General features: G+C 65.0%; 19 protein-coding genes. 13 read left to right on the top strand and 6 right to left on the bottom strand.

The annotated features are described in order from the left end of the window. Positions 1 to 159 precede the first annotated feature (159 nt). The 3 genes from D9R08_RS02390 to D9R08_RS02380 are packed head-to-tail and all read left to right on the top strand — an operon-like array spanning position 160 to position 2,212. On the top strand, positions 160 to 1,083 hold the full coding sequence (locus D9R08_RS02390) for a sulfite exporter TauE/SafE family protein (protein ID WP_121896384.1): 924 nt from the start codon (positions 160 to 162) through the stop codon (positions 1,081 to 1,083). Continuing rightward, positions 1,074 to 1,838 (top strand): TIGR02186 family protein, encoded by a 765-nt coding sequence (locus D9R08_RS02385; protein WP_407690592.1) that lies wholly within the window; start codon positions 1,074 to 1,076, stop codon positions 1,836 to 1,838. The genes D9R08_RS02390 and D9R08_RS02385 overlap by 10 nt, the downstream gene beginning before the upstream one ends. After that, on the top strand, positions 1,835 to 2,212 hold the full coding sequence (locus D9R08_RS02380) for a nuclear transport factor 2 family protein (RefSeq protein ID WP_121896383.1): 378 nt from the start codon (positions 1,835 to 1,837) through the stop codon (positions 2,210 to 2,212). Before D9R08_RS02385 ends, D9R08_RS02380 begins: the two co-directional genes overlap by 4 nt. On the opposite strand, the gene D9R08_RS02375 is transcribed toward D9R08_RS02380, so the two are convergent. Genes D9R08_RS02375 through D9R08_RS02365 form a run of 3 tightly spaced genes read right to left on the bottom strand, consistent with a single transcriptional unit; the run spans position 2,209 to position 4,870 of the window. Next, positions 2,209 to 2,937: an SDR family oxidoreductase gene (locus D9R08_RS02375; RefSeq protein ID WP_121896382.1), complete on the bottom strand. Its 729-nt coding sequence runs from the start codon at positions 2,935 to 2,937 to the stop codon at positions 2,209 to 2,211. The two genes, D9R08_RS02380 and D9R08_RS02375, sit on opposite strands and share 4 nt — an antisense overlap. Continuing rightward, the gene (locus tag D9R08_RS02370; RefSeq protein ID WP_121896381.1) at positions 2,934 to 4,460 is read right to left on the bottom strand and encodes an ATP-dependent DNA helicase; all 1,527 of its coding nucleotides are present in this window, start codon (positions 4,458 to 4,460) and stop codon (positions 2,934 to 2,936) included. Before D9R08_RS02370 ends, D9R08_RS02375 begins: the two co-directional genes overlap by 4 nt. 56 nt (positions 4,461 to 4,516) lie before the next feature. Continuing rightward, on the bottom strand, positions 4,517 to 4,870 hold the full coding sequence (locus tag D9R08_RS02365; protein ID WP_233557173.1) for a hypothetical protein: 354 nt from the start codon (positions 4,868 to 4,870) through the stop codon (positions 4,517 to 4,519). Positions 4,871 to 5,154: 284 nt separating this feature from the next. Between D9R08_RS02365 and D9R08_RS02360 the strand changes: the two genes are divergently transcribed. The 6 genes from D9R08_RS02360 to D9R08_RS02345 all read left to right on the top strand — a co-directional run bounded on the left by D9R08_RS02360 (position 5,155) and on the right by D9R08_RS02345 (position 10,496). Further along, positions 5,155 to 6,525, top strand: a complete 1,371-nt coding sequence (locus D9R08_RS02360; protein ID WP_121896379.1) for an aspartate aminotransferase family protein — start codon at positions 5,155 to 5,157, stop codon at positions 6,523 to 6,525. 84 nt (positions 6,526 to 6,609) lie between these two features. Then, positions 6,610 to 7,233, top strand: coding sequence for a DUF4178 domain-containing protein (locus D9R08_RS02355; protein ID WP_121896378.1), 624 nt, complete (start codon positions 6,610 to 6,612; stop codon positions 7,231 to 7,233). Next, complete coding sequence (locus D9R08_RS02350; RefSeq protein WP_158598913.1) at positions 7,230 to 8,525, top strand: DUF4178 domain-containing protein; 1,296 nt, start codon at positions 7,230 to 7,232, stop codon at positions 8,523 to 8,525. Before D9R08_RS02355 ends, D9R08_RS02350 begins: the two co-directional genes overlap by 4 nt. Positions 8,526 to 8,537: 12 nt before the next feature. Continuing rightward, positions 8,538 to 8,708 (top strand): hypothetical protein, encoded by a 171-nt coding sequence (locus D9R08_RS19035; RefSeq protein ID WP_158598912.1) that lies wholly within the window; start codon positions 8,538 to 8,540, stop codon positions 8,706 to 8,708. Between the two features lie 19 nt (positions 8,709 to 8,727). Beyond that, the gene (locus tag D9R08_RS19335) at positions 8,728 to 8,952 is read left to right on the top strand and encodes a DUF350 domain-containing protein (RefSeq protein ID WP_227284544.1); all 225 of its coding nucleotides are present in this window, start codon (positions 8,728 to 8,730) and stop codon (positions 8,950 to 8,952) included. After that, the gene (locus D9R08_RS02345) at positions 8,949 to 10,496 is read left to right on the top strand and encodes a polyamine aminopropyltransferase (RefSeq protein WP_233557172.1); all 1,548 of its coding nucleotides are present in this window, start codon (positions 8,949 to 8,951) and stop codon (positions 10,494 to 10,496) included. Before D9R08_RS19335 ends, D9R08_RS02345 begins: the two co-directional genes overlap by 4 nt. Positions 10,497 to 10,519: 23 nt before the next feature. On the opposite strand, the gene D9R08_RS02340 is transcribed toward D9R08_RS02345, so the two are convergent. Both D9R08_RS02340 and D9R08_RS02335 read right to left on the bottom strand, forming a co-directional pair. Continuing rightward, the gene (locus D9R08_RS02340; RefSeq protein WP_121896375.1) at positions 10,520 to 11,179 is read right to left on the bottom strand and encodes an alpha/beta hydrolase; all 660 of its coding nucleotides are present in this window, start codon (positions 11,177 to 11,179) and stop codon (positions 10,520 to 10,522) included. Continuing rightward, complete coding sequence (locus tag D9R08_RS02335) at positions 11,176 to 12,096, bottom strand: ring-cleaving dioxygenase (RefSeq protein ID WP_121896374.1); 921 nt, start codon at positions 12,094 to 12,096, stop codon at positions 11,176 to 11,178. Before D9R08_RS02335 ends, D9R08_RS02340 begins: the two co-directional genes overlap by 4 nt. A 327-nt stretch (positions 12,097 to 12,423) precedes the next feature. Here D9R08_RS02335 and D9R08_RS02330 point away from each other — a divergent pair, with 327 nt between their 5' ends. Then, positions 12,424 to 14,925, top strand: coding sequence for a glycosyltransferase (locus D9R08_RS02330; RefSeq protein ID WP_158598911.1), 2,502 nt, complete (start codon positions 12,424 to 12,426; stop codon positions 14,923 to 14,925). Between the two features lie 276 nt (positions 14,926 to 15,201). Next, entirely contained in the window at positions 15,202 to 15,408 is a 207-nt protein-coding gene (locus tag D9R08_RS02325; RefSeq protein ID WP_121896372.1) for a cold-shock protein, read from the top strand. Between the two features lie 88 nt (positions 15,409 to 15,496). On the opposite strand, the gene D9R08_RS19030 is transcribed toward D9R08_RS02325, so the two are convergent. Further along, the gene (locus D9R08_RS19030) at positions 15,497 to 15,670 is read right to left on the bottom strand and encodes a hypothetical protein (protein ID WP_158598910.1); all 174 of its coding nucleotides are present in this window, start codon (positions 15,668 to 15,670) and stop codon (positions 15,497 to 15,499) included. 137 nt (positions 15,671 to 15,807) lie between these two features. Between D9R08_RS19030 and D9R08_RS02320 the strand changes: the two genes are divergently transcribed. After that, positions 15,808 to 16,332, top strand: a complete 525-nt coding sequence (locus tag D9R08_RS02320) for a DUF4329 domain-containing protein (RefSeq protein ID WP_121896371.1) — start codon at positions 15,808 to 15,810, stop codon at positions 16,330 to 16,332. A gap of 30 nt (positions 16,333 to 16,362) precedes the next feature. Further along, positions 16,363 to 16,824 (top strand): GNAT family N-acetyltransferase, encoded by a 462-nt coding sequence (locus tag D9R08_RS02315; RefSeq protein ID WP_121896370.1) that lies wholly within the window; start codon positions 16,363 to 16,365, stop codon positions 16,822 to 16,824. The last annotated feature ends 70 nt before the right edge of the window (positions 16,825 to 16,894 follow it).

Below are 16,894 nucleotides of genomic sequence, written 5' to 3'. Positions count from 1 at the left end.
CCGACAGCGCGACCCGGAAATCCGGGGCGGGTTACAGCCGGATGGCCCGGTGCGATCCTGTTCCGATCTGTCGCAGCCGGCCCGGGGTGCGACACTCTGGCATTGACGTAAGGGCCGCGCTACACGGGAAGCCATAAGGACGGAGGCCTCAGCCAACCCATGCAAATCTACCTGCCCATCGCCGAGGTCAGCGTGAACGCCTTTCTGCTGCTGGGTTTGGGCGGGTTGGTCGGCGTCTTGTCGGGCATGTTCGGCGTCGGCGGCGGGTTTCTGATGACGCCGTTGCTGTTCTTCATCGGCATTCCGCCCGCCGTCGCCGTCGCGACCGAGGCCAACCAGATCGTCGCCTCCAGCTTTTCCGGCGTGTTGGCGCATCTCAAACGCAAGACCGTCGATCTCAAGATGGGCACCGTCCTGCTCATAGGCGGGCTTGTGGGGGCTGCGGCGGGCGTTCAGGTCTTCGCGATCCTGACGGCGCTCGGTCAGGTCGATCTGCTGGTGCGGCTCTGTTATGTCGTGTTTCTGGGCCTGATCGGCGGGCTGATGTTCATTGAAAGCCTGCGCGCGATCCGCCGGGCGCGGGCGGCGGGCGATGCGCCTGTCCCGCGCCGCAAGCATCGCGGCTGGATCCATGCCCTGCCCTTCAAGATGCGGTTCCGCACCTCGGGCCTTTACATCTCGGTCATCCCGCCGCTGCTGGTCGGGCTTCTGGTCGGCGTGCTGGCCGCAATCATGGGCGTGGGCGGCGGTTTCATCATGGTACCCGCGATGATCTATCTGCTGGGGATGCCCACCAAGGTCGTCGTCGGCACATCGCTTTTCCAGATCATTTTCGTCACCGGCTTTGCCACGCTTCTGCATGCCACGACCAATTACACCGTCGATATGGTGCTGGCCGTGCTGTTGCTGGTGGGTGGTGTCATCGGCGCGCAGATCGGCACCCGGATCGGTGTCAAGATGAAGGCCGAACAGCTCCGTATCCTGCTGGCGATCATGGTACTGGCGGTCTGCGGGCGGCTGGCGCTGGATCTGCTTCTGGAACCGGCGGAACTCTACTCCCTCGGCAGCGGGGGATCCCATTGAAACAGTTGTTCCTGATCCTGATCCTGGCCCTGATCCTGCCTGCACCCGCGCTGGCCGAGCAGGTCGTGGCCGGTCTCAGCCGCGACGAGATCGCGATCACCACCAATTTCGACGGGTCCGAGATCCTGATCTTCGGCGCGGTCCGCCGGGAGGCGCCGATCCCGCGCAGCGGCCCGCTTGAGGTGATCATCACCGTAGAAGGCCCCGACCGGCCGGTGACCGTGCGCCGCAAGGATCGCCGCTTCGGCATCTGGATCAACACCGACGCTGCCGAGGTGGATGAGGCGCCGACCTTCTATGCCGTGTCCACCACCGCGCCCCTGCGCGACGTGCTGAGCGACACCAACGATCTGCGCCACCGGATCTCGATCCGCCGTGCGATCCGCGCGGTGGGCTCGGGCGTGAGCGATCAGCCGAGTTTCACCCGCGCGCTGATCCGCATCAGGGAGGAGAACGGCCTCTACCAGTTGAACGAAGGGGCCGTGAATCTGCGCGATGACACGCTGTTCGATACCTCCGTCCGGCTGCCCGCAAATCTGGTCGAGGGCAGTTACCGCACACGGATCTTCCTGACCCGGAACCGCCAAATCATCGCCGCGTATGACACCGTGATCGCGGTGCGCAAGGTCGGCCTTGAACGGCTGATCTACAATCTCGCCCATGAACGCCCGCTGATCTACGGCATCCTGTCGCTGGTCATCGCAATCGCCGCGGGCTGGCTCGCCTCGGCGGTGTTCCGGTACATCCGCGCATGACCGGGCCCGCCGACACCGTGCGCGCCTTCTGGGACGCGATGGCCAGCAATGATTTTCATGCGGCAAGCCGCTGGCTCAGCCCCGATTTTCGTCTCGATTGGCCCCAGTCGGGGGAGGTGACCGAGGGGCCCGCGGCCTTCGCCGCAGTGAACACCGCCTATCCGGCCAGCGGGCGCTGGCGCTTCGATATCCGCCGCCTCGTGGCCGAGGGCGAGACCGTGGTGACGGAGGTTCACGTGACCGACGGCGCGACAAAGGCCGTGGCGCTCACCTTTCACACCGTCCGCGCGGGCCGGATCGCTAGACAGGTGGAATACTGGCCCGATCCGTACGATCCGCCGGAATGGCGGGCGCAATGGGTCCGGCGCACCTAACCGCGCCCAACATATGGCATATTCGTCGCCAGCACCGTCTGGAACAGCACATTGGCGGAAGGCGGCAGGCTCGCCATGTGCAGCACCGACCGCGCCGCATCGGCCACATCCATCATGTCCATCAGCGGCTTGCCCTCGGCCAGCATCCGGTCATTCAGCTTGTCGACCAGCTCGGTCCGCGCATTGCCGATATCGATCTGTCCCGCCGCGATCCCGAACCGCCGGCCATCGAGGCTCAGCGTTTTGGTCAGCCCGGTCACCCCGTGTTTCGTGGTGGTATAGCAGACGGAGCCCTCGCGCGGCGAATGGGCCGAAAGCGACCCGTTATTGATGATCCGCCCGCCTTGCGGATCCTGCGCGCGCATCTGGGCGAACGCGGCGCGGGCTGTGTTGAACATGCCGGTCAGGTTCACCGACAGGCTGCGGTGCCAGTCATCGGGGTCGATCTCGTCAATCGCACCCTGGGGCGTGAAGATGCCCGCGTTGTTGAAAACGGCATCCAGCCGCCCCCATTTTTCGGCCAGCGCCGCAACCGCCGCCTCGACCGCCGCCAGATCGCTCACATCGGCAGGCAGGCACATCGCCGATTGCCGCCCCCCGGCAAGCTCCTCCAGCCGTCCGCGGCGGCGCGCGAGCAACCCCACGCGCCAGCCCTCTTCCAGAAACAGCTCCGCCGTGGCACGGCCAATTCCGGAACTCGCCCCGGTGATCAGAATGGTCTTCATGTCTCCTCCACGTGCAGGGCCAGCGGTTCCACCGGCACCTCCAGATCGTCAACACCCAGAACCGCTTGCGGTTTCGACAGCATGTAGCGGGTGACCCAGATCAGCCGCTCCTCGGCGCGGGTGATCGCCACATAGGCCAGCCGCTTCCACAGCGCCTGCCCGGCCTCTTCCCGCCCGGCGCGCGCGGCGGCGTAAAGATCGGGCGCGAAAACCTGCACGGTTTCCCACTGGCTGCCCTGCGCCTTGTGGGTCGTCACCGCCGCCCCATGCAGAAATGTGGCGCCCATCCGCGCAGCGAAGGGGATGAAGGGCTCCTCCTCCCCCGGCTTTTCGATCTTCACGATGGAGGCCGCCGACAGGCGCGGGCTTTCTGCGCCCACCACATGCAGCCGCGAAAATCCCGGCTTGTTGCCGGGCCCGATATAGACCACCTGCGCGCCCTTGATCAGGCCCCGCGCCTCAAGGTCGATCCGTTTCTTCCGATGCTTGATCGGCAATTCGATCCCGTCGCAGATCAACGGTTCCCCCGGCAGAAGCGCATCTTCGGGCGCGCCATGGGCCATGCGGAACGCGCGGATCAGGCGAATGCGGGTCGCATTGCGCCAGACCAGCACCGGACTGCGCGCCATCAGATCGCTGTCGGCGCGCGGGGCGACGACAATCCGGTCATCCGCCCGCGCCGCCTCCTCGATCATCCGCTCGAACTGCTCGAAGCGGAGCGAGGGGTCGCCCAGGGCATGGGCCAGATCAAGGATCGGGTTGTCCGCTTCCTGCCGGTGGACCCGGGCCAGTTCCTGCTTGCGGGGGCCTTTCAGCTGATCGAACACCATCGCGCCCGACTGGCCGACCGGGGCTAGCTGCGCGGGATCGCCGAACAGAACGAGGGTGGGAAAGATCTCCTGCAAATCCTCGAACTGCTTCTGATCCAGCATCGAGCTTTCATCGACCAGCCCGATATCCAGCGGGTCTTCACGCCGCTTCCAGCCGGTGATGAAATCAGACCCGCGCAGCCCCGCCGCGGCCAAGGCAGCCGGCACCGATTTATGGGCGTCATACACCACCTTGGCCCGGTCCAGGGCCGTATCGCTCAGCGCTTCGATCTCGGGCCGCTCGCCCTGACCGGCCAGCCATTCGGCGACTTTCTCGTATTCCGGGTCATAGACGGGCGTGTAAAGGATGCGGTGGATCGTCGTCGCAGGCACACCCCGCGTCCGCAACACGCTTGCCGCCTTGTTGGTGGGGGCCAGAATCGCGACGGTGCGCCGGTCCTTGCGGCGGCGGCCTTCCCAATCGCCCGACACCAGATCCACGCCCGCGCTGACCAGCGCATCCACCAGATGGGCCAGCAACAGGGTCTTGCCGCTGCCGGCCTTGCCGATCACGGCCATCACCGCGGATTTGCCCTCCGCCATCGGCGTCAGGGTATCGCGGTCCAGATCCACGCCGGCGGCGCGCAGCATCTCGGCAATCGCATCGTAGGCGGAGGCCTGATCGTCGGAAAAGGAAACAGCGGGGCGCGTCATGGGCGCGACCCTAGCCCGGCCCCCGCCCAAGTGCCACGGCCAAACCGCGCGTGGGCCTAGAGTGCCAGATCGCGCAACAGGACAGGCGCGCCCGGCCGCATCTCTTCGGCCAGATCGGCCAGTTTCGCCAGATGCACGGCCACCGCCCGGGCCAGCCGCGCATCGCCCCGCTGATCGGCGCCGCCATTGAAGGTCGCGGTGATCATCGCATCGGCCTCAAGCAGGACCCGGATCACGCGCAGCGTGCGCAGATCCGCGTGATCCGCGGCGATCTGCGACAGCACCTGTTCAGGACTTTTCGGAAGTCTCATCAGTATTTCCAATACGGCTTCCAGCAGCGTATCGGGATCGTCGGAAGTCATGGTTTTACGTGTCCCGTTCCGGGTGGATGACCGGGCTTTGCCCGCCATTCAGGGCCTGCGTTCTGCAGCGTCTGGTCAGTGTCCAGGGAACTACGCCCGACCCGTTGGCAGTGGCAACGAAAGGCGCACACGATCAGCAGTTTATTAACAACTGGTTAACAAAAGCGGTGCATTCTGGCAACAGAGGCGCGGACCGGCAGACGGCATGCCCGCTCCCGCACAGACGGCCGGACCAGCGGGACGCCCCGCCGCAGACATTTGCGATAGATTGTGCTTGCACGACCTGCGGCGTTCTCCGCTAGACTGCGGACATCGAGACAAAGGGGCCCGACATGCTGACCAATGATCAACTGTCCCAATGGGACCGCGACAGTTTCCTCCACCCCTCCACCCATCTGGCGCAACATGCGCGCGGCGAGGTGCAGGGCCGGATCATAATCGGCGGCGAAGGCTGCTACATCACCGACCGCGACGGCAGCCGCCTGCTCGATGCCTTTGCCGGACTGTATTGCGTGAACGTGGGGTATGGCCGCACCGAAATCGCCGATGCGATTGCCGAACAGGCGCGTGAGCTGGCCTATTATCACGCCTATATGGGCCACGGCACCGAAGCATCGGTGACCCTTTCCAAGATGGTGATGGACCGCGCGCCCGATCACATGTCCAAGGTCTATTTCGGTCAGGGCGGGTCCGACGCGAATGAAACCAACGTAAAACTGGTCTGGTACTACAACAACATCCGCGGGCTGCCCCGAAAGAAGAAGATCATCAGCCGCTGGCGCGCCTATCACGGCTCAGGGCTGATGAGCGGCTCGCTCACCGGGCTGAATCTGTTCCACAGGAAATTCGATCTGCCGCTCGACATGGTGCGGCACACCACCAGCCCCTATTATTATCGTCGCGACACCCGGGAGATGTCGGAGCCCCTGTTTTCCGCGCAATGCGCCGCCGATCTGGAACAGCTGATCGACACCGAGGGCGCGGACACCATCGCTGCTTTCATCGCCGAACCCATGCTTGGCACCGGCGGCATCGTCCCCCCGCCCGAAGGTTATTGGGAGGCGATCACGCCTATCCTGGAAAAGCACGATATTCTGCTTATCGCGGACGAGGTGATCACCGGGTTTGGCCGTCTGGGCCATATGTTCGCCAGCCCCGCCTATGGGCTGACCCCCGATATCATGACCATCGCCAAGGGGCTGACCTCCGCCTATGCGCCGCTGTCGGGCTCGATCGTATCGGAAAAGGTCTGGAAGGTGCTGGAACAGGGCACGGACGAAAACGGGCCCATCGGCCATGGCTGGACCTATTCGGCCCATCCCATCGGCGCCGCGGCAGGCGTTGCCAATCTCAAGCTCATCGACAGCCTTGGCCTTGTCGAGAATGCGGCCACCGTGGGGCCCTATCTCACCGCGCAGATGCAGGCAGCACTTGGCGATCACGCCCATGTGGGCGATATCCGCGGCGAAGGCATGCTGACGGCGGTGGAACTGATCGCCGACCGAGACAGCCGCACCTATTTCGACCCCGACCGCAAGATCACACCGCAGATCGTGGCCGCCATGGGCCGGCGCGGCGTGATCGCGCGGGCGATGCCGCAGGGCGACATCATCGGCTTCGCCCCGCCGCTCTGCTTGACGCGGGAGGAGGCCGATACCGTGATAACGGCCACGACCGAGGCGGTGGCCGAGGTCCTGGGCTAGAGGTGCCACGCTTTTCATTGCCCCGCACCCCCCGCACGAGGTACCAGTTCGGCATCACATGACCCGATTTTCTGATATCTTTTCATGACGCCCAAAGGCCATCTTTCCTGCCCGAACTGCGGCAATAGCTTCGCCCGCCTGCAAAAATCGACGCGGATGTTCGATTGCCCCTCCTGCGGCACCACACTGTTCCGGCAGGCCGATGCGCTGGCCCCGATCGGCAACCATGGCGAAATGCATGAGGTCCCGATGCTGCTCGCCCTTGGAGACAAGCTGCGCGTCGGGCGGCATGTCTACCGGATGGTGGGCCATGCCCGGTTCGATTACGGGCGCGGCTGGTGGGATGAGCTTTGGGCCCTCGACGGCAGCGGCAATGGCGCATGGATCAGCATAGATGAGGGGGACGTGATCCTCCAGACCGCGCTGCCGGAGGGACAGGCTCCGAAATGGAACGAGGCGCCCCCGCTTGGCGCCAGCTTCCGGGTGGAGGGCAACACCTACACCGTGACGGAGGCCGACTCCGCCGCCTGCGTTGCCATTCGCGGGGAGTTCCCCGAAGTCATGGAAATCGGAGAGCGGCACAATTTCGTGAACGCCACCGGCGACGACGGCGCGCTTATCTCCGGCGAGTTCTGGGCCGGTGTCCGCGCATGGTACAGGGGTCGCTGGCTCGACCCGTTCGATCTGAAACCGGACCGCGCGACATGACCCGCGCCGCCGATCTATCCTCGATCAATTGCACGCAATGCGGCGCGGGCCTCGGCGTGCTGGGCGGGGGCCGCGTGCGGACCCATGTCTGCGGCTATTGCGGCGCGGTTCTCGACGCGCAGGACAAGTACAGGATCCTGACCTCCATCGGAAAACGGGACCACCCGTTCAGCCCGGTGAATATCGGCATGACGGCCACCATCGAAGGCGCGGATTTCACCGTCATCGGCACGCTCGGGATGATCGAGACCTATCGCGGCGAAACCTGGCGCTGGACCGAGCATCAGCTTTTTTCGCCCACCCATGGCTATGCATGGCTGAGCTATGAAAGCGGCGCCTTTGTCTTCACGCGCAAGCTGCGCGACCTGCCCTCGCCCATGTGGATAGGCGCCGCGCAGGTGGAACGCGCCGAAAGCCCGCCCCGCGCCAGGCTGAACGACGGTCATTACCGCTATTACGAGACCAGCACGGCGCGCATCGATTTCATGGAAGGGGAGTTCAACTGGCTCCCCGAGCTGGGGGAGAGCAAGACCGCCGTCACGCTGATGTCCAGAGAGGCGATGCTGAGCTATTCCTTCAGCCGGAACGAACGCGAGGTCGAACGCTCGATCCTGATCCCGACCGAACGGATCTGCGCCCAACTTGGCATCGATCCGGCCACAATCCGCGTGACGGAACCGCATCCTCTGACCCCTTTCAAACCGTTGAAGGACGAAGGCTTCCTGCGCCTCGCGCTGCTTGGGTTTGCCGCCGTCGCGCTTTTGCTGACCCTGGCCCTTTGGATCCTGCCCGGCGACAGGGTGCTGAACGTCGACCGGGTGCCGGTCCGCGATCTGCCGCAAACCTACGACTTCACGCTCACCTCGGCGGATCAGCTGGTTCGCGTGGATCTGCAAACCGATGTCAGCAACGCCTATGCGCTGTTCTCGACCGAGATCCTGAATGCAGCGGGCGAGCCCGTGGTCGAGGGCCTGCGCGCGGCGCAGTATTACTCCGGCACCGACGGTGGGGAGCGATGGTCCGAAGGCTCGCGCCGCGCACACTATCTCTTCCGGCCCACGGACACCGGTGTGCATCGGATCACGCTGGATCTGGAGGAGGCGGAAAGCTGGCAGGGCAACCATAGCCCGCTCTCCTATGTCACCATATCGGTGCGACAGAAGGTGACGACCTCTCTCTGGATGGGGGCCATGACGGTCCTGTTCCTTCTGGGCGCCCTCGCGCTGCAAGGCCGCTACGCATTGTACGAAAAACGACGCTGGTCCGGCTCGGACTGGACCGATGAAGATTAGAAAGGCCCGCCCATGACCCCGTTTCGCGTCGTCATACTGGTCGGCTGTAGCCTCGCCCTTCTGGGCGCGGGCTATCTGTCCTACTACGGCATCGGCCGCGAAAGCCGGGATATCGCCACCGCAGCCTCGATCCGCGCTGGCAGCCCGGGCGGTGGCTACAATTCGCTCGGCCGTATCAAATGACCCAAAAGGAGCCCGCCCCATGAACCCGTTTGAGCTGATCGTTCTGGCCGAATTCGTCTCCACGCTGTTTTACACCGGCATCGGGCTGGTCCTGTTGTGGATCGCGTGGAAAGTGCTCGATCTGATGACCCCCTTCTCGATCGTCAAGGAGATCGAAGAGGATCAGAACACCGCCCTGGCCGTGCTGATCAGCGCGGTCTTCATCTCGATCTCGATCATCATCGCCGCCGTCATCCTGTCTTGACCGCCTCCTCACCGTCCGAGGTCACGCCCAAGGTCGCCTGGCTTCTGGCGGCCACCTTCGTGGTTGCCGTCGCGGGCCTGATCTACGAGCTGATCGCGGCCACGATCTCCAGCTATCTGATCGGGGATTCGATCCGGCAGTTTTCCTTCGTGATCGGCGTATTCCTGTCCGCGATGGGCCTGGGGGCCTATTTGTCGCGCTTTGTCGGCGATGCCCTTGGCGGGTTCGTGCGGGCGCAGATCGCCCTGGGCGTCTTCGGCGGCGCCTCCGGGCCGATCCTGTTCTTCGCCTATGCCTGGTCGGGCAGCGTCGGCTTGCCGCTTTACGGGCTGCTGATCATCATCGGCGTGCTGTCGGGGATGGAAATCCCCTTGATCACCCGAGTGCTGAAACAGATCGGGGCCGCCGAGTTCCGCTTCGAAAACGTGCTGACCGCGGATTATATCGGCGCGCTTGCCGCCAGCCTCGCATTTCCGCTTCTGATCATCCCCAACCTTTCCCTGATCGCGGCCAGCCTCGCCTTCGGCGTGCTGAACCTGTTGGTGGCGGGGTTTTCCCTTTGGCTTTTCCGCGACCGGCTGGGCAGCGGCCTCTGGCTGCCCTGGGCCGGGTTTCTGGGGCTCGCCCTTATCGGCCTCGTCTCCAGCGACCGGCTCGTCTCCGCAATCGATGCGCGGCTCTTCGAAGACGAGGTCATCCTCTCCGAACAGACCCCGTATCAGGCCATCACCATCACCCGCTTCGACGAGCGGATCCGGCTCTTTCTCGACCAGTCGATCCAGTTCGACACGCTTGACGAACACCGCTACCACGAAGCGCTGGTCCATCCGGCCATGGGCCTCGCCCCGCGGCGGTCCGATGTGCTGATCCTCGGCGGTGGCGACGGCATGGCGCTTCGCGAGGTGCTGCGCCATGACGATGTGGAGACCGTGACGCTGGTGGATCTGGACCCGCGGGTGACGGATCTGTTCGCGACAAATCCGGCCCTGATCCCGCTCAACGGCAACGCGTTCAACGATCCGCGCGTGACCGTCATCAACGCCGATGCCTGGGCCTTCGTCGCCGAGGACACCGCCATATACGATGTGGTCATCGCCGACCTGCCGGATCCGAAAACAATCGCAGTATCAAAGCTTTACTCGATCGAGTTTTACGCCATGCTGGTGGAGCGCCTCTCCGCGCGGGGGCTTTTCGTGACGCAGGCCGGCTCGCCCACATTTGCGCGGCAAGCCTTCTGGACGATCGAGGCGACGCTGGCGGCCACCCGCAACCCGCAAGCTCCCGGTGCGGGGCTCGCCACGCTGCCCTATCACGTCTATGTGCCCAGCTTCGGCGATTGGGGCTTCGTCATCGCCGGTCCCATGGGCCTGACCGATCGCGCGCCGTTCCTGCCCGCAAATCTGCGTTTCCTCACGCCCGGGGTCTGGCAGTCCGCCCGGGTCTTCGGCCTCGACACCGCACGCCTGCAGGCGGAGGTCAACTCCATTCAGGGTCATCCGCTGGTGCCGCTCTACCATGCCGGATGGAACCACTGGTTCCGCTGACCCTCCCGGGGAAGGAAAACCCGTTAGCGGTTCAGCAAGCGGCGCATGGCCGCCAGACCGTCGCCGGTTATCCCGTGCCCCTCGCCGGGCGTGACCAGAAGCTCCACCTCCGCACCCATGGCCCGGAACACCCCGGCGCTTTCTTCGGCGCGTGCCAGCGGGATATGCGGGTCGCGCGCATGGACCGCGATCACGACGGGGGTGCCCTCCAGCCGGTTGTCATAGTCGAAAAGCTTGGGCGCATACCCGTATAGCGCATTTACCGCGCCACCACCGGCATCGCCCGTGCCCACCAGCCCGCCGGACAGGCCGATGACCGCCCCCAGACCGGCGCTGCGCGCCCCGTATTCCAGCGCCAGACAAGCCCCCTGGCTGAAGCCCGCGACCGCGATGCGGTCCCGCTCCAGGCCGCCCTCTACCAGCGCCTCCACCGCCCGGTCCAGCGCATGCAATCCGGCCTCCAGATAGGGGGCCATCTGCGTATGCGGCGCCAGAAACGACGTGGGCCACCAGCTCTGTCCCCTGGCATCGGGCGCCGCCAGCGCGACATCGGGCAGACCAAGCGCCGCGCCCAGCTCCAGAATGTCGGCCGCGGAGCCGCCGCGCCCATGCGCCAGGACGAGGCCACGGGCCGCCCGGCCCGGGCTGGCCCCGCCAAACGACAGCAGGCCCCGGTCGCTCATGTGGTCACCTTCAGGGGCGGCAGCACCTGTTCGATGCGGTCGCGCTGCGCCTCGTATTGAGCCGGCAGCTTCAGCGCGGTGCCCAGATCGGCTACGTCCTCATCCACCGCGAAGCCCGGCGGATCGGTCGCGATCTCGAACAGAACCCCACCCGGTTCCCGGAAATAGATCGCGTTGAAATACTGCCGGTCGATCACCGGCGTCGGCCCGAACCCGGCACTTGTCAGCGTTTCGCGCCACGCCTGCTGCACCGCGTCGTTTTCGGCGCGGAACGCCACGTGATGGATGCTTCCGGCACCCTGCCGCCCGATGGAAGGTGCATCGGACCGGATCAGGTCGACCACGCCGCCGCGCGCATCTCCCGGTGCTTTCAGTCGCAGGCGTTCCACCCCGCCCCTCGTCTCATGGCCGGCGTGCTCATAGCCGAACACATCCACCAGAAGCCGAGCGGTCGGCTCTGTATCCCGCTCCCAAAGCGTGACGGAGTGAAACCCGTCCAGATCCTCCGCACTCTCGCGGTCTGTCTCGATCAGTTCCACCGGCGCGCCATCGGGGTCCGCAAGGGTGATCACCCTGGCGCCAAAACGCTCCACGGGCCCGTCGAAGGCCACGGCCGCTTCGGCCAGCCGCTCCATCCAGGGGTCGAACCGCCCAGCTGGCACCGCATACCCATAGGCGGAGGCCATGCCCGGCCCCGCACGGCCCGGCCCCGCATCGGCAAACGGAAAAAAGGTCAGGATCGTGCCGGGGCTGCCCGTCCGGTCGCCATAATACAGATGGTAGGTGCCGGGATCGTCGAAATTCACGGTTTTCTTGACAAGACGCTGGCCGAGCACACCGGTAAAGAAATCGACATTGGCCTGAGGTGGCCCGGAAATGGCCGTCACATGGTGCAGGCCGGGGATCGAACGGGTCATCTGATATCTCCTCCAGATCGTGAAATGGGGCAAGCAGCCCCGCTTGCTGAAAAGCTGGGTCTGCGTCCCCCTACATCAACGCACATATGCGCGCGAAGGTTGTGCAGAAATGCACTGCCCCGGCTCCCGAAATGCGGTTTCCGGGGGGCGACGGGCCCGCTCTTGTGAGGTCTTGGGAAATCGGCTAGCGTTTTCTTCCTATACCGCTCGATCATTCCAGAGCGGCTTTTTTAGCAATCGCGCTGGTTACGGGACGTTTCGCCCACCATGATTTCACGATTGAGATCTATTTTCAGCCGATATGCCGATCAGCACATCACGTTGAAAATGCCGGGCTTTCCCCTGGGCCCCGATCCGGACCATCCGACAGGGTATGTGGATTTCTACACATTGGCCGGGGATCATGTGCATGTGGTCGGCTGGTCCACCGCATCCCATCTGATCCTGTCCAGCGAGACGCAATCCGGCGTTGCCCGCCCGGATATTCCGCGCCCCGATGTCGCCTCCGCGCTGAACCTTGCCGACACGGCCGCCTTGGGCTTCGAGCTGACCATGCCGCGCGACGGCACCGATCTGACGCTGACCAGCGTGACCGGAAGCTTCGGCCATGCGCAGCCCCTGCCCGGTCCCGGCACGGCGGAAGTACGGGCCGCGCAACGCGCGCTGCGGCCCGAATTTGCCCGGCTTCTGTTCCGCAATATCGGGCCGATCCTGCGCTGGAAACTGTTCCGGGACACGCGCGCCTACAGCCGGATCATATCCGAACTGGGCTTCGACCGAAGCCCCTCGGGCCGCGGCCTTCTGGATGATGATCTCTTCGCCCGCACCGATCCGGCCTATCCCGCGACCATGACCGGGGCAAGACCGCAGAAAGCAGACACCGGCACCGGCACAGGCACCGTCACGATCATCCTGCCGGTCTACAACGCCCTCGATCTCCTGCCCGAGGTGCTGGACCGGGTGATGCGGCACACCGACATTCCCTTTCGCCTGATTATCCTGGAAGACTGTTCCAGCGATCCGGCGGTCCGCCCCTATTTGCGGGACTGGCGCGAGGGGCTTGGCGCCGATGCCCCGGTTGAATTGCTGGAAAACGAGCGGAATCTCGGCTTCATCGGCAGCGTCAATCGCGGGCTGGCGCGGGCGCGCGATCTGGGCGATCACGTCATCTTGCTGAATTCCGACGCGTTCGTGCCAGAGGGCTGGGCCTCCCGGCTGATGCAGCCGATCCTGACCGGGGACAAGGTGGCGACGGTCACGCCCATGTCCAACGATGCCGAGATCTTCTCGGTCCCCGGCATCTGCAAGCGAAATGTCCTTTTGCCCGGGCAGGCCGACCTGATCGACCGGGCCGCGCGGTGGATCGACCCCGTGGCCGGGCAGGCCGCCACGCCCACGGGCGTCGGCTTCTGCATGGCAATCAATGCCGCGTTTCTCCGGCGGCTTCCCGCTCTCGATACCGTCTTTGGCCGCGGCTATGGCGAAGAGGTCGATTGGTGCCAGAAAGCAGCCGCCCTTGGCGGGCGCCACGTCGGGCTTGGCAATCTCTTCGTCGAACATCGCGGCGGCGAAAGCTTCGGCACGCTCCAGAAGCAGGAGTTGCTCCGGCGCAACGGCGCAACCATTTCGCGGCGCTATCCCCGCTACGATGCCCAGGTGCAGGACTTCATCGCGACCGACCCGCTGAAATCCGTCCGTCTCGCGCTGGCCATCGCCTGGGCCGGCAGCCTGACCGCAGATCCGTTGCCGATCTACCTCGCCCATAGTCTCGGCGGCGGGGCGGAACGCTATCTCGAACGGGAAATCAGCCGCCGGATCGCGGCGGCCGGGGCGGCCGTGGTGTTGCGCGTGGGCGGCGCCAGCCGACTGACGCTTGAGGTCCACGGCGCGTTCGGCACGATCTCCGGGCACACCGGAAATCTGGTTCTTGTCACCGGTCTGCTGGCATCCACCGGGCCGCGCAGGGTGATCTATTCCTGCGGTGTCGGCGATGCGGATCCGGTCAGCCTGCCCGAGATCCTGTCCGGCCTGAAACGCGGGCCCGAGGATCGGCTGGAGATCCTTTTCCACGATTTCTTCCCCCTCAGCCCGTCCTACGTTCTGCTGGACGAGGAAAACCGCTTCACCGGCGTGCCCGCCGCCGACAGCGCCGCCAGGATCCACAGCATCCTGCGCCCCGACGGCACCCATGTCCCCTTGCGGGACTGGCGCAAAGCCTGGGGCGCGCTGATCGCCAAGGCCGACGGGTTGACGGTCTTTTCCCGGGACAGCCGCGATCTGGTCACCGCCGCCTATCCCGAGGCCGCCGACCGCATCACGGTCGCCCCGCACGAGATGCTGGCCAAGGTACCGGCCATTCTGCGCCCGCCCGAAGGCCCGCGCCCGGTTCTCGGCGTGCTGGGCGATATCGGCATGCAAAAGGGCGCCGGCGTGGTGTCCGCGATCTGCAAGAAGCTGACCGGACCCGGGCAGCGCCCGTTCGACATGGCGGTCATCGGCAATTTCGATCGGGCGTTCCCCATGCCCGACTGGGTGCCGATCCATGGCAGCTATGCGATCGGGGAGATCCCCGATCTGGTCGCCAGATACGGGGTCAGCCACTGGCTCATCCCCTCGATCTGGCCGGAAACCTTCTCCTTCGTCACCCATGAGGCGCTGGCGACAGGCTTGCCCGTCTTCTGCTTCGATCTGGGCGCGCAGGCCGAGGCCGTACGGCAGGCCGGTCCGCCCAACCGGGTCATCACGCGCCGCGGCACATCCCGTCTCATCGCGGATCTGTCCGCCGCTATGGCCCCCGCCGAGACCGCCCGGATCGCCGCTGCCGATTGATCGGGCGCCGTTTCTCTGCCCGCGAGGTCGCCCCGGTTCGGGGCGGTGCACCGCGATCTTTGCCGCCGCCCGACCCAGGCCCGATAGGCGGGGTCTTGCCGGTGCCCGCGCGAATTATCTTGCTTTATGTGCGGCCCCGCCCCATATGCCCCTTGCGACCGTTACCGCAAATCGACCCGCTGTCTCCCTACCATAGGCGCCACGACTCGACCTGCCACTGACTGACGCCATAGCTGCCGCACTACGCGGGCAGTTGATTTTAAAGGAGAAAAGCGGATGGCCAATGGCACCGTGAAATGGTTTAACGCAACTAAAGGCTTCGGCTTCATCGAGCCCGAAGGCGGATCGCGCGACGTGTTCGTGCACATCTCTGCCGTGGAACGCGCCGGTCTGACCGGTCTGAATGATGGCCAGAAGGTCACCTTCGACGTGGAAGCAGGCCGTGACGGCCGCGAAAGCGCGACAAATCTGGCTCTGGCATAAGCCGGAACTCGCCTGCCTTACCGGCGGGCTCAGAGATTTCAAAACGGGCGCGCCCTCGGGCAGCGCCCGTTTTTCATGCGCGGCTGATCTACCACCGCATCTGAATGACGAACAGGATCGGGATGATGAAGCTGCTCCAGAGGCAGAACAGCATCGCGAAATACCCCGCCTTCAGCCACAGCCGCATGTCGCGGTCGACCTCCGGTGCATTTCGCAGGATAACCTCCGTACCGGATGCGTTTTCCAACTCTGACTTGACCATGATGTCCCTGCCCTTGCCTGTCCCCGAAATTCCACCTAGTGCGTCCCGGATGGCTGTCCAGCCGGTGCCAAGGCACTGGCAAACCCCTGGATATCTCTTATCATGGCAGCAGGCCCGCGTTCTACGGAGTTGATGTAATGCGATTGATCCTTGCGCTTGTGCTCGGCCTGGTGACGGCCCCCCTCGCACAGGCACAGAGTGCCGAGGAAACCGAGTTCATGACGGCGCTTTTCAGAAACATGAACCCGCTGTCGATCGAATTCAACCGCGAGGTATGCGGGTATGTGCTGCGCGCGCCCTCCGGCGAGCTGGAAAGCACCAAGGTCAGTTGGGGCGGCCATGCCTCCTGCGCAAGCCTGCCCCTACCACCCGGTGCGGAGGTCCTGTCCTCCTGGCATACCCACGCGGCCTGGGGCCAGGGCTATGACGGGGAGGTCCCCTCGACCGTCGATGTCGAAGGCGACATGAGACAGGGAATAAACGGCTGGGTCTCCACGCCCGGTGGGCGACTCTGGTTCGTCAACGGGCAAACCGGCAACATGCATCAGGTCTGTGGCCGCGATTGCCTGCCGTCGGACCCGAATTTCCAGCCCGAGGAGCATGGGCCTGTCGCCAAGCAATACACGCTGCAAGGCCTGCGCGCCCGGTTCGGGCAGCGCTGAACGGCGACGAAAGGCGAGGAGCCCGGACATATGCTGATCAGACCCGCCGAAACCGGCGACGCCGAGGGCATCAGCGATGTGCTGGACCAGCTTGTGGCGGCAGGACTCCGCAGCAGGGCCAGCGACATGGCCTTCGTCCTGTCGCATTACATCACCCATCCGCACCGGATCGCGTGTACCGTCGCTGTGGATGATAGCGGTAGGATACTGGGATTTCAGTCGCTCAAGCATGCGACCGAAGACAACCCCTACGGGGTTGAGCCCGGCTGGGGGATCATCGGCACCCATGTCAGCCCGCAGGCCGGGCGCCGAGGTATCGGTTCGCGGTTGTTCGCCGCCTCGCGAGAGGCCGCCATTGGGGCCGGACTCCGGAAGATCGACGCGACCATCGGCGCGGACAATACAGTTGGCCTTGCCTATTACGACGCGATGGGCTTCAGAACTTACCGCAGGACGGATGGTGCCATCTGCAAATGCTATGAACTCCCCTGAGGACAAGGCGCAGCGCGCTGCATCCGCGCGGCCCGTCTGTCGTCAGGGGCCGGCCCTCTTACCGTCCCCG

This window comes from Rhodophyticola porphyridii, from assembly GCF_003688285.1.
In the GTDB taxonomy this organism is placed as follows: Bacteria; Pseudomonadota; Alphaproteobacteria; order Rhodobacterales; family Rhodobacteraceae; genus Rhodophyticola; species Rhodophyticola porphyridii.
This window is presented reverse-complemented; position numbering and strand designations above follow the sequence as displayed.